This window comes from Pandoraea pnomenusa (genome assembly GCF_000767615.3).
Classification (GTDB): Bacteria; Pseudomonadota; Gammaproteobacteria; order Burkholderiales; family Burkholderiaceae; genus Pandoraea; species Pandoraea pnomenusa.
In genome coordinates this window covers 1,250,650-1,265,219 of sequence record NZ_CP009553.3, presented here as the reverse complement: position 1 = coordinate 1,265,219, position 14,570 = coordinate 1,250,650, and the positions used below count along the sequence as shown (strand labels likewise).

General features: G+C 66.6%; 6 protein-coding genes. 2 read left to right on the top strand and 4 right to left on the bottom strand.

Going from position 1 to position 14,570, the window contains the following annotated elements; genetic code table 11:
* The first annotated feature begins 39 nt into the window (after positions 1-39).
* Positions 40-1,956: a phosphomethylpyrimidine synthase ThiC gene (gene thiC, locus LV28_RS29810; RefSeq protein ID WP_023594641.1), complete on the top strand. Its 1,917-nt coding sequence runs from the start codon at positions 40-42 to the stop codon at positions 1,954-1,956.
* Positions 1,957-2,076: 120 nt separating this feature from the next.
* On the opposite strand, the gene LV28_RS29805 is transcribed toward thiC, so the two are convergent.
* Positions 2,077-3,231, bottom strand: a complete 1,155-nt coding sequence (locus tag LV28_RS29805; RefSeq protein ID WP_038618495.1) for a hypothetical protein — start codon at positions 3,229-3,231, stop codon at positions 2,077-2,079.
* Between the two features lie 454 nt (positions 3,232-3,685).
* On the opposite strand from LV28_RS29805, the gene paeA reads away from it, so the two are divergent.
* A complete protein-coding gene (gene paeA, locus LV28_RS29800) occupies positions 3,686-5,023 on the top strand; it encodes a polyamine export protein PaeA (protein WP_023594639.1) in 1,338 nt (445 codons plus the stop codon).
* Here paeA and recD read toward each other — a convergent pair.
* The 3 genes from recD to recC are packed head-to-tail and all read right to left on the bottom strand — an operon-like array spanning position 4,983 to position 14,478.
* On the bottom strand, positions 4,983-7,181 hold the full coding sequence (gene recD, locus LV28_RS29795) for an exodeoxyribonuclease V subunit alpha (protein WP_048806431.1): 2,199 nt from the start codon (positions 7,179-7,181) through the stop codon (positions 4,983-4,985). The two genes, paeA and recD, sit on opposite strands and share 41 nt — an antisense overlap.
* On the bottom strand, positions 7,178-11,065 hold the full coding sequence (recB, locus tag LV28_RS29790) for an exodeoxyribonuclease V subunit beta (protein WP_069106821.1): 3,888 nt from the start codon (positions 11,063-11,065) through the stop codon (positions 7,178-7,180). Before recB ends, recD begins: the two co-directional genes overlap by 4 nt.
* Positions 11,062-14,478, bottom strand: coding sequence for an exodeoxyribonuclease V subunit gamma (recC, locus tag LV28_RS29785; protein ID WP_038618499.1), 3,417 nt, complete (start codon positions 14,476-14,478; stop codon positions 11,062-11,064). The genes recB and recC overlap by 4 nt, the downstream gene beginning before the upstream one ends.
* Positions 14,479-14,570 lie beyond the last annotated feature (92 nt).

Sequence of the window (14,570 nt, the reverse complement as noted above, 5' to 3'; positions counted from 1 at the left end):
ATTGTCGGCGTCAACACGTGCCCCGCCAGGAGACATTGCATGAACGCCAACCCGAAGTTCCTCTCAGCCAACGCGCGCGTGGACGAAGCCGCGATCGCACCGCTGCCGAATTCCCGCAAGATCTACGTGCAAGGCTCGCGCCCGGACATCCAGGTGCCGATGCGTGAAATCTCGCAAGCCGACACCCCGACGAGCTTCGGCGGCGAAAAGAACCCGCCGATCTACGTGTACGACACCTCGGGCCCGTACACCGATCCGAACGCCAAGATCGACATCCGCTCCGGCCTGCCGGCCCTGCGTGCCGCATGGATCGAAGCGCGCGGCGACACCGAAGCGCTACCGGGCCTGACCTCGGCCTACGGCCGCGAGCGCGCCGCCGACGCCGCGACCGCGGAGCTGCGCTTCCCGGGCCTGCATCGCACGCCGCGTCGCGCCAAGGCCGGCAAGAACGTGACGCAGATGCACTACGCGCGTCAGGGCATCATCACGCCCGAAATGGAATACATCGCGATCCGCGAAAACCTCCGCCGTCAGGAATATATCGAAAGCGTGCGCCAGACGGGCCCGCAAGGCGAGCGTCTGGCCAAGCTGCTCTCGCGCCAGCATCCCGGCCAGCATTTCGGCGCCAGCATCCCGGCGGAGATCACGCCGGAGTTCGTGCGCAGCGAAATCGCACGCGGGCGCGCCATCATCCCGAACAACATCAACCACCCGGAATCGGAGCCGATGATCATCGGCCGCAACTTCCTCGTGAAAATCAACGCGAACATCGGCAACTCGGCCGTGACGTCGTCGATCGGCGAGGAAGTCGACAAGATGACGTGGGCGATCCGCTGGGGCGGCGACACGGTGATGGATCTGTCGACCGGCAAGCACATCCACGAAACGCGCGAGTGGATTCTGCGTAACAGCCCGGTGCCCATCGGCACCGTGCCGATCTATCAGGCGCTCGAAAAGGTCAACGGCAAGGCCGAGGAACTGACGTGGGAAATGTTCCGCGACACGCTCATCGAGCAGGCCGAGCAAGGCGTCGACTACTTCACGATCCACGCCGGCGTGCGTCTCGCCTACGTGCCGATGACGGCCAACCGCATGACCGGCATCGTCAGCCGCGGCGGCTCGATCATGGCCAAGTGGTGTCTCGCGCATCACAAGGAAAGCTTCCTGTACACGCACTTCGAAGAAATCTGCGAAATTATGAAGGCGTACGACGTCGCCTTCTCGCTGGGTGACGGCCTGCGCCCCGGCTCGATCTACGACGCCAACGACGAAGCGCAGCTCTCCGAACTCAAGACGCTGGGCGAACTCACCCAGATCGCGTGGAAGCACGACGTCCAGGTGATGATCGAAGGCCCGGGCCACGTGCCGATGCAACTCATCAAGGAGAACATGGATCTCCAGCTCGAGTACTGCGACGAAGCGCCGTTCTATACGCTCGGACCGCTCACGACGGACATCGCGCCGGGCTACGACCACATCACGTCGGGCATCGGTGCGGCGACCATCGGCTGGTACGGCACGGCCATGCTGTGCTACGTCACGCCGAAGGAACACCTGGGTCTGCCGAACAAGGACGACGTCAAGGAAGGCATCATCACGTACAAGCTCGCCGCGCACGCCGCCGATCTCGCCAAGGGCCACCCCGGTTCGCAGATTCGCGACAACGCGCTGTCGAAGGCGCGTTTCGAATTCCGTTGGGAAGACCAGTTCAACCTGGGTCTCGATCCGGACAAGGCGCGCGAATTCCACGACGAAACGCTGCCGAAGGATTCGGCCAAGGTCGCGCACTTCTGCTCGATGTGCGGTCCGCACTTCTGCTCGATGAAGATCACGCAGGACGTGCGCGATTACGCGGCCAAGCAAGGCATCACGGACGAAGCCGCCCTCAAGCAGGGCATGGAAGTCAAGGCCGTCGAGTTCGTCAAGAGCGGCGCCGAGATCTATCGTCGTACCTGATGCCTCGCCGCGTGCCGACGCCCTGTGCGTCGGCGCGGACGTTGCAGTGCAAAGCGCCCGGGGCACTTCACCCCGGGCGCTTTTTTCATTCGCGCCGCGCGACTGCCACGTGCAAGCCCCTCAACCGACCGATGGCGCGGTACTGGTGCCTGGCGCGGGTGCCGTCGGCACGCCGTACATCGAGAACTTGTTGCGCAGGCGTTGCGTGGCGATGTGCGCCGGCAGCGTCGACATCGACGTGGCGAGGGCGGTGAATGCCTTGGTGTTCGTTGCGGGCAGCACTGCCGCGTCCATCACTTCGGTGTGGCGCATCTCCCAGTGGCGCGCCCCCAGATGCTCGACGCCCAGCGCCAGCCGCGCCCATTCGTCGGTGCCCATGCCAACGGACGGTGGCAAGTCGCCGCGGACCAGAGCCTGATGCATCGGCAAACTGTCGGCGAACCCGACCCGAAGCATCCATTCGGTGCTTTGCGCGTCTGGCAGAACCCGCGCTCCCGAATGCAGCCGATCGTTGAGTCTGCCGATGAAGCCGCCCGGCGCCTCGAACGTCATGCACGCCTGCGTCCACTCCTTCTTGCCCGCGAGCGACGGCTTGCCCGTCCAGCGACGCGCGGTATCGGCCACGGTTCGCGTCACCGTTTCCCGGGTGGGCTCGAACGGCACGGTGCCATTACGCCCTTCCGTACCGAGCAAGGCGCCCGCGACGATGTCGCGGCAGAGCTGCGCGCGTTCGCTGCGTCCGTCCGGCATGACGACCGGATGTTGGCGCCCATCGATCGACGCGCCGCGCGCATTGGGCGACGGCAGGCTTGCACAGACATGTAGCGCCGCCAGCGCAGATGGGCAAAGTACCGGCTGCGCAACACGCGGGGCGCCGGTGCGTGGTGCCATGAGCAGGGAGTCGCCCCCATGCGTCGGGTCGGCTTCGGCCGATTCCATCGACTGCATCGATTCCACTGATCCGGCCGTCACGACGCCAACGTCGCCGCCGGATGAGACCGCCTGGAAATCGGGGCGCATCGCGTGGTTCCCAACCACCGGAATCGGCCTGGCCGAAGCCTGGTTCACCGACCACGGGTGGTGGGACACCGACGCACGTGCGTTCGCAACGTGCGCCAATGCAGTGCCGGCGACGCCGCCCGCCCGGAAAACCGACTCCGTGGGTGCGAGCGGGGAAAGCGATGTCAGACCGCCCATGCCGGGCGCGTGGATTGCGGGTTGAATGCCATGCATCATCGTGAAGTCCTCATCGGAGAAGGCGTGGTTCGTGGCCACGGCCCCGACACCGTGTCGAGGCAGGCATCACGATGCACGAGAGGCGCTGCGCCGATTGTCGGTTCTGTACGGCGTGTCTCGCAGCTCGTGCAAGCCACCGCCCGGGAGTAGACAAGGCGTGTGCCGCATGACGGGGGGCCCGTGGGACACGACCGTCGTCCGCGACGCATGGCGTGTCCCATTCCGCTCATGACGGCAGGATCGCCTGACGATACGGCCCCGACTTATGGCATGCTATCGGACAGCGGTACAGCCCGAACGGCTGACGCGGCCCGCCAGACGGCAGGACCGACCCCGGACGCGCACTGCGCGCCCAGCCCGAAGGCATCTCAAAATGACGGCCCCCACGGGCCTTGTTTTGAAATGTCTCCCTGCCACCGGACCCTCCCCCGTGCGAACCGGTCCGGCCTGCGTCGCGGCCAGGTACCGCCATCGCACGTTCAGGGAAAACAATATGAGTGGTTACGGCTTTCTTTTCAGTATCTTTCTGTTGGTGCTGGCAAGCGCCTTCTTTTCCGCCGCGGAGATCTCGCTGACCGCCGCCAAGCGCACCAAACTCCAGGTGCTCATGGAAAAGGGCGACCAGCAAGCCGTGAAGGTGCTCGCGCTCAAGGAACAACCCGGCAATTTCTTCACGGTCGTGCAAATTGGTGTGAACGCCGTGGCCGTGCTCGGCGGCGTCCTTGGCGAGAGCTTCCTCACCGGCTATCTGTTTGCCTGGATTTCCCCGTTCGTGGATCAGGCGCTGGCCTTGCGGCTCTCCGGCATCGGCTCATTCCTGTTCATCACCATCGCCTTCATTCAGTTCGCGGACCTGATTCCGAAGCGTCTGGCGATGGTCAATCCCGAGCGTGTCGCCACGGCCATCATCGATCCGATGCTGTTGTGCCTGAAGGTCCTGCGCCCGCTGGTGTTCGTCTTCAACGGCGTCGCGAACCTGTTCCTGCGCATCTTCAAGCTGCCCACGCACGCCATCGAGAACATCACGTCCGAAGACATCGCGGCGATGGTAGGGGCCGGCGCTCAGGCCGGGGTCCTGCGCAAGCAGGAGCTGCATCTGATCGAAAACGTCTTCGAGCTCGAGTCGCGCACGGTCGGATCGGTGATGACATTCCGGGACGACGTGGTGTACTTCACCATCGCAGAGGACGAGCGCAGCATTCGCCAGAAAATCACCGAAAGCCCGCATTCGAAGTATCTCGTCTGCCGCGATGAAATCGACAACGTGCTCGGTTACGTCGACTCGAAGGATCTGCTCCAGCGCATTGCCAGCGAAGACCTGTCGAGCGTCATCCGCAACCTGGATCGCCTTTATGCCAAGAAGCTGCTGGTGATTCCCGACACGTTGAACCTGTCCGAGGCACTTGCGCGCTTCAAGGAAACCCGCGAGGGTTTCGCCGTCATCATCAACGAATACGGCCTCGTCGTCGGTGTCGTGACACTCAACGACATCGTCGGCGCCCTCATGGGCGACGTGGTCCACCCCGCCGACGAGGACCAGATCGTGCAGCGCGACGAGCACTCCTGGCTCGTCGACGGCGTGACGTCGGTCGAAGACGTCAAGAAAGCGCTTGGCATTGACGAATTGCCGGGCGAAGGCGAGTTCGAGACCATCGCCGGCTTCATGATCTATCAACTCAAGCGCATTCCGAAGAAATCGGAAGCAACGGAGGCCGCCGGCTACAAATTCGAAGTGGTCGACATCGACAACTACAAGATCGACCAGTTGCTCGTCACGCGCCTGGGCGCCGTCACGGAAGCCGCGATTGCGGCGGCGAAGCCGGCATCGTAGCCAACACCTCGCGCAAGCGGTCGGTCAAGCCGCCGTCGCGCTGCGTCGGCCGCGCGATGGCAGATGCGATGACCGGCCACGGCGCATAAAGCGCGGCTTGCCGGCGGGCACGCGTCACGCCCGTGTAGATCAATTCCCGCGAGAGCACACGGCTCGCCTGCTCGGGCAGGACGATCGCGACGCGATCGAACTCCGAGCCTTGCGACTTGTGAATCGTCATCGCGAACGCGGTCTCGTGTGCGGGCAGGCTTGCCGGCGAGTACAGTCGGTAGCCGCCGTCCGGCGTGGCGAACGCCACACGCAGCGTACCGGACGGACCGAGCGGCAGGGCTATGCCGATGTCGCCGTTGAACAGGTTCAACGCGTACTCGTTCTGCGTGACCAGTACCGGACGCCCTGCAAACCATGCCCCGCCGCCAGCGCCGAGGGCGACGCCCGCGCGTCGCGCCAGCACGGCCGTCAGTTGTGCGCCGAGGAACTCGACGCCGCGGCGAGCACCGCGCGTGGCGCACAGCACGCGGAATTGTCCGAAGGCGGCGAAAACCGGCTGCGCGACCATGGCGACGTCAGACGCACTCGCCGCCGCAGGGTCGCCGAGCCGATCGATCGTCTCGAAGGCCTGCGTCAGCGCGTCGAGGTAAGCCGAATACCCGTCGGCGAGCGCATGAAGATTCGTCGGCGACAACTGGATGCCGCCGTCCTCGGTCAGCGTCACCCTGTCCGCTCCCGCCATTTCCGTCATATCCACCACTTCCGCCATCTGGACGGTGTCCGGCGCGACACACTCCTTGCGCGCCTCGATGACCTTGCCCGCCTTGATGGCGGTAGCCAGTCGGCCAATGGCCGAGTGGGCACCGAACCGATAGGTGCGTTCGAGCCAGACCACCGCATCTTCAAGCCCGCGGGCGCGCTGCGTGTGCTGCGTGTTCGCCGCTTCGGCATCATCGGCAGTTGCGTCGACACCGCCTTGACCGTGCGCACCAGGCCCGGCCAACGGCCCCGTGAGCGGTGGACGATCCCTCGGCCACCCCAGCGCGTCGAGCAGACGCGAACGCATCTGTGGCGAAAACGCACGCTGCGCGCTCAGTTCGCCGAAGACCGCCCCGGCCTCCACGGCCGCCAACTGGTCCTTGTCGCCCAGGAGAATCAGACGGGCGCCCTCCGGCACGGCTTCCAGCAGTTGCGTCGCCATCGACAAGTCGATCATCGATGCCTCGTCCACCACGATCAGATCGTAGGGCAGCGGATTGCCCGCATGATGCCGGAAGCGACGTCCGACCTGATCCGCGGACTCGGGAAGCACGCCGAGCAGACGGTGCAGGGTGAGTGCCGCCTCGGGCAGCGCCTGCCGCACGGTCTCGGGCAGATCCTGGCGCGCGGTGAGCGCCTCCTGCATGCGTTGCGCGGCCTTGCCCGTGGGCGCCGCCAGCGCGACGCGCAGATCGGCGTCGCGCTCCAGCAGGCAGGCTAGCAAACCGACCACTGTCGTGGTCTTGCCGGTGCCGGGGCCGCCGCTGAGCACCACCAACGAGCGTTGGAGCGCCAGCGCGGCAGCCGCCATCTGCCAGTTCGGTTCCGGTTGTCCGTCCGCCCCCGTCAGCACCCCCTCGCCGAAGTATCGTCGCAAGCGAGCGCGGTCCTCGGAGGTGACGGCCATGCGCTGCCCCGTCGAGAGCTTGCGCCCGAGCGCCGTCGCCAGACGCGCCTCGTAGCCGTAATAGCGCGCCAGATAGAGACGATCGCGCTCGTCGAGCAACAGCGGAAACGCCTCGGCCGGCGCATCGATCGTCGACGCGCCAGTCGACGCGCCTGTGGGCGCATGGTTCGTCAATGCATGCGCAAGGCTTGCCCGCGCGCACAGACCACTGGCGAAAAGGGCCTCTCGCCAGACGGCCAGCGAAGGGGCGTCGCCAGGAAACAACTCGCCGCTGGCCTGGGTGTCGAGCAGGTCGCCGAGGGGCACGCACACATGACCTTCCGCAGTCGCGAGGCTTACGGCAAGCGAGGCACGCCAGACATAGCGGCACGTCACCTCGTCGGCGCCGTTGCCCTTGGCGAGCAGGGCCATGCGGCGTGCGAAACCTTGCGCGAGACGCACGACACCGCTGTCGGCTTGCGCCCCCGACGGCGTGTCGGCGGTGCGACGCAGCTCGTTCATGCGTCCTCCCCATCGGCCGTCAGCGGGGCCGGTGGCGCGTCCAGCGCCAGCGCCTGCGCCAGCGCGGCGTTGTCCCCTGCGGCGAATAGACGATCCAGCGCGTTCACCATGTCGAGCGACGGCTTGTCGAAGAAGACGCCGGGGACATCGTCACCGGCCAGATGGGCGTTGGCCCAGTCGGGGCGCACGCCCCGAACAAAGAGGTAGAGGCTTCCGCCCATGTCGCGGTCGTAGTCGTAATCGGGCAAACGGCGCCGCAGATAGCGATGCAACGCCAGTGTGTAGAGCAGATACTGCAAATGGTAGCCATGCTCGGCCATCGCCTCGCGCAAGCCCTCGGAACCGTAGTTTTCCGGGGCGGTGCCCAGGTAGTTCGACTTCCAGTCGAGAATCCACCACTGCCCGCCATGGCGAAACACCAGGTCGATGAACCCTTTGAGATAGCCGCGCAGTACCGTGGCGTCGAGTGGCAGGTCCGGATAGCCGAACTGTCGAAGCAAACCTCGCAGCGCTTCGAGCGGGACGGCATCGGCCGGATAGGTGAATTCCATTTCGGTGAGTCGCTCGGCCAGCGACACGTCGGCGAGCTGCATGCCGGGGCGCAGTGACGTGGCAAGCGTGTCGGCGAGCATGTTCATCATCATGGCGCGCCAGGTGTCGTTGCTCTCGGCACCTCGTCCCGGTGGACGCTCCCGCAGTGCACGCGATACGGCGTGAGGCCACTGCGCACGCGACTGGAAATCCGCCAGTTCGAATACCCGGTGCAGGCTCTCGCCGGCCGCAGGGCCGCGCGGAAAGCGAAGAATGTCATCGGACGGCGGCCAGACGTCGTCGCCTTCCGGGGGCAAGGCAAATGTCGGCCCCGCGTTGGCCTGCGCGTCGTAGTCGGGACGCGTGCGTTCGGGCGCGCTGAGTTGACCGCCCCCCAATTGCGGCCCGGCGTGCATCCCGGCCAGCAGGCCCGAGAAGCTGCCGATGCGCCACGCTTCACGCAATGCGCGTGTGCTGGTGCGCGTGGCGAGTTCGGGGGCCATCGAAGGTGCGACACGCGTGGCCGCGTCGAGCGCATCGCCGATGGGCAACGGCACCACATCGAGCGGGCCACCGATCAGGGACTTCCATGCGGCCCGGATGGTTTGCACCCGTTCGTCCGTATCGATCGTCGATGCGATCCACGCGTCGAACGCGATCCCCTGCCCGGCCGCGAGCCAGTTGAGCATGCCGCCGCACGCTTCCTTCACGCTGCGCCGCGACGAGTAAATGCCGGCGGCCAGATAGCAGCGGTAGACGGCGCGAGTCAACGCAACGTAAAGCAGCCTCGCCTGCTCCGCCGATTGCTCCTGCCGCAGCGCGGCGGCGGCCGGTGAGCCCTTGCCCGCGGCGTCGGTGAAATCGATCACTGCCGTCGGTCCGTCGTGATACTCGAGCCCGTCGAGACCACCGCCGTCGCGCACCGCGCCGTCCCACAGGAACGGGCAGAACACCACGCCGTATTCCAGGCCTTTCGATTTGTGCACGGTCACGATCTGCACCAGGTTCTGGTCCGACTCGAGACGCAACTGGGCCTCCTCGCCACCGCCGGCGTTGCGCTGCGAGGCCAGCCAGCGCAGCAACGCCGGCATGCCCGGCTGCTCGGCCCAGCGCGCCTGCGCCAGCTCGGCCAGGTGCATGAAATTGGTCAGCCGTCGCTCGCCGCCGGGCTGCGCCACCAGGCGCGCCGCCAGTCCAAGTTCGCGCATGAGCGTGCGCCACATCGCTGAGAAGCCCCGGTCCGCCCATAACTGACGATACCGCTGAAGTCGCTCGATCCACGCAATGGCTTCGGCGTCGGACGCCTCGCTCGTCTGCATGCGATACAACGCGGTGGCGTCGAGACCGAACAGTTCCGTCGCCAGCGCCGAGCGCAGCGCACGAACATCGCCCGGCGACTCCACCGCTCGCAACACCCGCAACAGGGTTTCCGCCTCTTCGCTCGCGAATACGGAATCCTGCGTGAGTTCCACGCTACCCACGGCGTGTTCGGCAAGGCGCGCCTTCATCAGCGCCCCCTGGCGGTGCGTCTGGACGATCACGGCAATATCGCCCGGCGCGAGAGGGCGCTCGCCGACGAGGACGTCCCCGCGCGAGGCACCGGCCAGCAAGCGCGCCACCTCGGCAGCGGTGGCCTTCGCGCAGGCCTGCAACGCGTCGTCCTTCGACAGCGGCTCGTCATCGTCGGGCAGCCACCAGACCGTGAAGTCGGCGACGTCCCGCACGTCGGTGAGCGGAGGACGACGCCGCGCGCCCGGACGTACCGGCGGATATTCGAGCCCTTCGAGCACGAACGCCCGGTCGTTGGCGCCGAACAGGCGGTTGCCGGCGTCGATGATGGCCGGCGTCGAACGCTGATTGACCGCCAGCGTATAGGCGGCATCGGCGTTCTGGCGCGCGGACAGATAAGTGTGCAGATCGGCCGCGCGGAAACTGTAGATGGCCTGCTTCGGGTCGCCCACCATGAACATCGGTCCACGCCCCTGCGCGGGCGAGGTGGGCGTGCGCTGTCCACGGTGCCCGCTGTGTCCATCGTGTCCGCCGTGTCCACCGTTTCCGTAAACCGCGCTGAAGATGGCGAACTGCAACGGATCGGTGTCCTGAAACTCGTCGATCAGCGCGCAGGGATAGCGCTCTCGCAGGGCATCGGCCAACTCCGGATGCTGCATGAGTGCACGTGCGATGTTGCCGAGCAGGTCGTCGAACGACACCACACGCAACTCGCGCTTGCGAAGCGCCAGTTGCTCGGGCGCCTGCGCCAGCCAGTCGCGCAGGATTCGCAGCCATTGCATGGCGTAGCGATCGTCGGCGTCGGCGCGCGCACGAACCAGCACATCCGCCATGTCGAAGAACCGATGATCGGGCGGCGTCTCCCCCTTCTTGATGTCCTTGGCCAGACGTGCGCTCGTGAGCAGTTCGGCCTTCTGCCCGAGCGGCGCGCCGACGTCGCCTGCCGACAGGTAACGGCGCCACGCGGCAACCGCCTGGGAGAGCGATCCTTCGTGATAGATGTTCTTTTTGTACGACGGCAGCGCGGCGCGCATCAGGTCGGCGATGACCGCGGCTTGCGCCTCCCAGCATTCGCGCGCGGCCCGGTAGGTCGCGAGCAGGGCGTCGTCGGGCGATGGCGGGGCGGCGTCGACGGCAGGCGGCCAACGCAACGCCGACATCGGCTTCTTCAGGCGGCGCGCCAACTGGTCGGTGAGCGTGCCCGGCGAGCGTTTGCGATCGACGAGCCAAGCCGCGAAGCCATCGTCCTGCGCCGCGAGCGGCTCGACCACCCGTCGCCAGTAATCGACAGCCAGATCGTGGCGCACACCGTTGTCGTCCGGCACCAACTCGTAGGCGAACGGCAGCCCGGCCGCGAACGGGACTTCCGCCAACGCCCGCTGACAGAATCCATGAATCGTATGAATCGACGCCTGGTCGAACCCGCGCAATGCGGTCTGAAGACAGTCGCGAACGGCTTTCGGCGTCATCTCGCCGCGCTCGATCAGCCCGGCGATCATCACGCTGAACAACGGGTCGTCGCTGGCGTCGGGATCGAAATCGGAGAACCCCTCCCCCTCATCCACGTCCTCGTCATGCCAGTCGTTCGATGCCTCATCGAACACCGGTGCCATGGCGGCCACCAGTCCGGCCAGGCGTGCGCGAATCCGCTCGCGCAGTTCGGCGGTCGCGGCATTGGTGAACGTCACGACGAGAATCTGCTCGACTGTCAGTTGTTTCTCGAGCAACAGCCGAACGTACAGCGCACAAATGTTCCACGTCTTGCCGGTGCCGGCCGACGCTTCGATCAGGCAGACGCCGTCCAGATCGCAGCCGAACACGTCGAGGTCGATGAGTTGCGTCATGCGCCCTCCACGACTTCGAGATGTTGAACCACCGGCCCGAACACGGTATTCGCAAGCAGATCGAAGGGCGGCGCCAAGGGATTCTCCACGCCGCGCCAAAGTAGCCGCGTGTAAGGATCGTCGGCATCACCGCGTGCGAACGCCGAACCCTGCCAGGCGCTCTCGGCCTCTGCGGCCCTGCCGGTGCTCGCCAGCTTCCACGCGCTGCGTGCGAAAAACGGTAGCGGGCGCGTCTGGCCCAGCCGGTACAACGCCACCCATTGGGCGAGCAACGCCGCCGCGTCTTCCACGGGACGAAGGGCGAACGTCTCGTTCTCGCCGTACCACAACGTTCTTGGCGCCACATCCAGACCGGCATGCGCGCTCTGCTGCAAATGCGCACACAAGGCAAGATGCGCCAGCCACGCGGCGAGCAGATCGCTTGGACGCATGCTGCCATAGCGATACATCACCAGCCCGTAACGCGAAACCGGTGCGAGCCGTCCTTGCAACAGACACTGCGCCGACAAGGTCGCGTCACCGTGCCATGCGGCCGGCGTCGATGCCTTCCACGACGGCGGCAGTGCCGGCGTCAACGGCAGGGCCACCAATAGCTCCTGCGTCCCTTCGGCCTGGGCCTCGCGCACCTGCGCCGCGAGCGCGCGCAAGCCACCCAGCTCGCGCCGGCGCCAGACCGCGCCTGTCGCGCCGCCCGGCAACTCATGACTCACGCGGGCGATTCGCTCGACGGCTTCGGCATGATGGCGGGCGTCGCGTGCATCGTCGCGCAGCAATCGCGGCAGCAGCCTGGACGCCAGCGCATCGCGGCCCGCCCAATCCAGCACGAACGGCTCATCGTCCTCCACTTCGGTGAGCATCTCCCCCAGCGACAGTCCCAGTCGGTCCCTTGCCCACGCACGGCCGGGATGCCGCCAGAAGCGGAGCAGGTCGTCGAGCGTCAGATGCGTCTGCGCCACGGCGGGCAGCGCTTCTCGCACGAAGGGCGCCTCGGGGACGTCTGATGCGGGCACGGCCAGGGGGTCGGCCAACGCCCGCGCGGCGTCGCCGTTGGACACGTCGTAGCTGAAGAGCGACGCGTCGCGACCGTCGAAATAAGCCGGGGAAAACGGTTGCAACGGATGCAGCACGATCAGGGCGTCGCGCGCCTCGCGCTGTGCCTCGAGCGTGTACCCCGCGGATACCGGGGCAAGCAACTGTCCCGTGAAATCGAGCAGTTCGTCGACCGCGGTCGAGGGCGGCAGAGGTGCGTTGTCGCGCACGCTGCGCCCGGTATAGGTGATGAGAAAGCGATCCTGGGCGCTGAGCATCAGGTCGAGGAAGAGGTTGCGCTCGTCGTCGCGTCGTTGACGATCGCCTCGCTGCGGCAACACGCGCATCAGGTCGAACTCGTCGGCACGTACGCGCCCCGGAAGCACACCGTCGTCCATGCCGATCATGCACACCACGCGGTACGGCAAGAGACGCAGGCTCGGGATGGCGGCAAACGTCACGCGCCCCGAGGGCACGCCGCCGCGCGTGGGATCGTCGAGGGCGTCGGCCAGCACGCGGGCGACCACTTCAACCGGCACGCGAACCTCCGGTGCGCCGTCGGCAATGGCCGAACCGATCTGCTCGATTGCCATGCGCACCTCGGCCACGTCGTCGGCGAAGCGCGTCTCGTCGGAGAAGAACTGCTCCAGCATCGCGAGCAACTGATCGCGCCACTCAAGCCCCGTGCGCTCCGTCCGCAGCGCAACGGACGTCATGTCGAGATCGTCGATCAGACGCGCCAGCTGGCCAAGCAACTCGGCACGACCGCCCTCGATACCGCCGACCGGCAGCCAGTCGTCGACCGGCAAAGCGTCATCCGGCAGCGCATAGCCGAGGAACAGCCGCATCATGGCGTCTCCCAACGTATGACGCTCCAGCGCGGGCGCCATCTCCCCGTCGCCGTCTGCGGCCTGCCGCGGTGCCTCCAGCCGCAGCAGCGCGTCGCCGCGCCAGCCGCGACGTGCGCCGGCGGCGTGCAGCCAGTTCTGGATGGCATCGAGCACATTGCCCCCGAGGTCATAGCGTTGCGCCACGGCTTCCGTGCGCGCCAGTTCCACGAGACTCGATGCCGCCACCCGCTGCTGCGGCAATGCCAGTATGGAAGCGAAGGCGCGCGCGACCGGATTGGTGCGCGTGGGCGGCAGGCCCGTCACGAGATAGGGAATGCGAGGCGTGGCGGTCCCGAATACGGCGTCGATGAGCGGCGCCGCGCGTCCCAGATCGGGCACGGTGATCAGCACGTCGTCGGGCCGCAGATCGGGAATTTCGTCGAAGCAGGCAAGCAGCCGGTCGTGAAGCACCTCGATCTGGCGCGCCAGACTGTGGCACACATGCACCTGCACCGAACCATCGGCGCCGACCTCCTGCGTGGTGCCGTGACGGCCGTCGTCCAGCGTGAGGATGCCGTTCTGCAAGGCGGCGAGCAGCGTCGGGGCAGGATTGGGTTGGAATAGCGCCCGGTCTTCGACCGCCTGTGGCGCGAGATCGGCATACAGCGCGTCGATGTGGGACTGCGTCTGGCGACCCCACTCGGCCAGCAACGGATGCCCCACCTCCCGGTGCGCCGCGCCATCGCGGCGCGTGAGATACGACAGACGCGACGGCGGGACGATGTCGAACCAATAGCTCTCGCACGGATTGAGGACGTACAGATGGACGTCGATCAGGCGAGACATCGCCTTGAGCAGCGCCATCGACAACGGCGGCATCGACGACAGTGCGAACACCGACACACGCCTGGGCCAGCCATGGGGCACCGTTTCCGGTGTCAGTTGTTCGATCCGGTCGATCGCCCGGAGCGTGGGATGACGCTCGCGGATGTCCAGATGCGCCAGCACCTTTCGCCACAACGCGCTCTGCCACGCTTCGTCGTCACGCTGCACCTGCCCCCAGCCCGGCGCCGTGCCGGCATCGATGGGCTCGCCGGCCTGCCAACGCTCGAGCCAGTTCGGCCGATAGGTCAGATACTGGTCATAGATGTGCGCCAGACGCTCCGCCAGTTCGAAGCGCATGACATCGTCGGCGCCGGCCAGATAGCCGGCCAAACGCGGCGAGCTCCTGACCCACGGCTGGGCCAGGCACTGGTACAGCGGCCAGACGAGCCGGTCCGGCGCGAACGGCGAACTCTCCGGCACCGTGAGCAGCTTGCCCGCCATGTCCCAGAGCCACTGGGCGAGGTAGGTCAGCCGGACGTTCGCGCATACGCCGAAGATGTCCGCGTAGTCCAGTTCGAGCCGACGCCGCACCGCCACGCTCGGCACGACGATGGTTTCCGTGTCGAAGGGATTCGCGGCGGCGTCGCCCTGGCCGGGCGCTTGCGCGAGATCGCGCAGCAAGGCGGCTTCGAGCGTGGTGAACCGGTTGGAAAAGAATAGGTGGAGCATGCGGGCGTGGCGGCTGATCGGATCTGTTCGCAAGCATAGCAAATGGCCTGTCGCACAGCCCATCGGACGGATCCTGAAATCCGCCCCCTCAT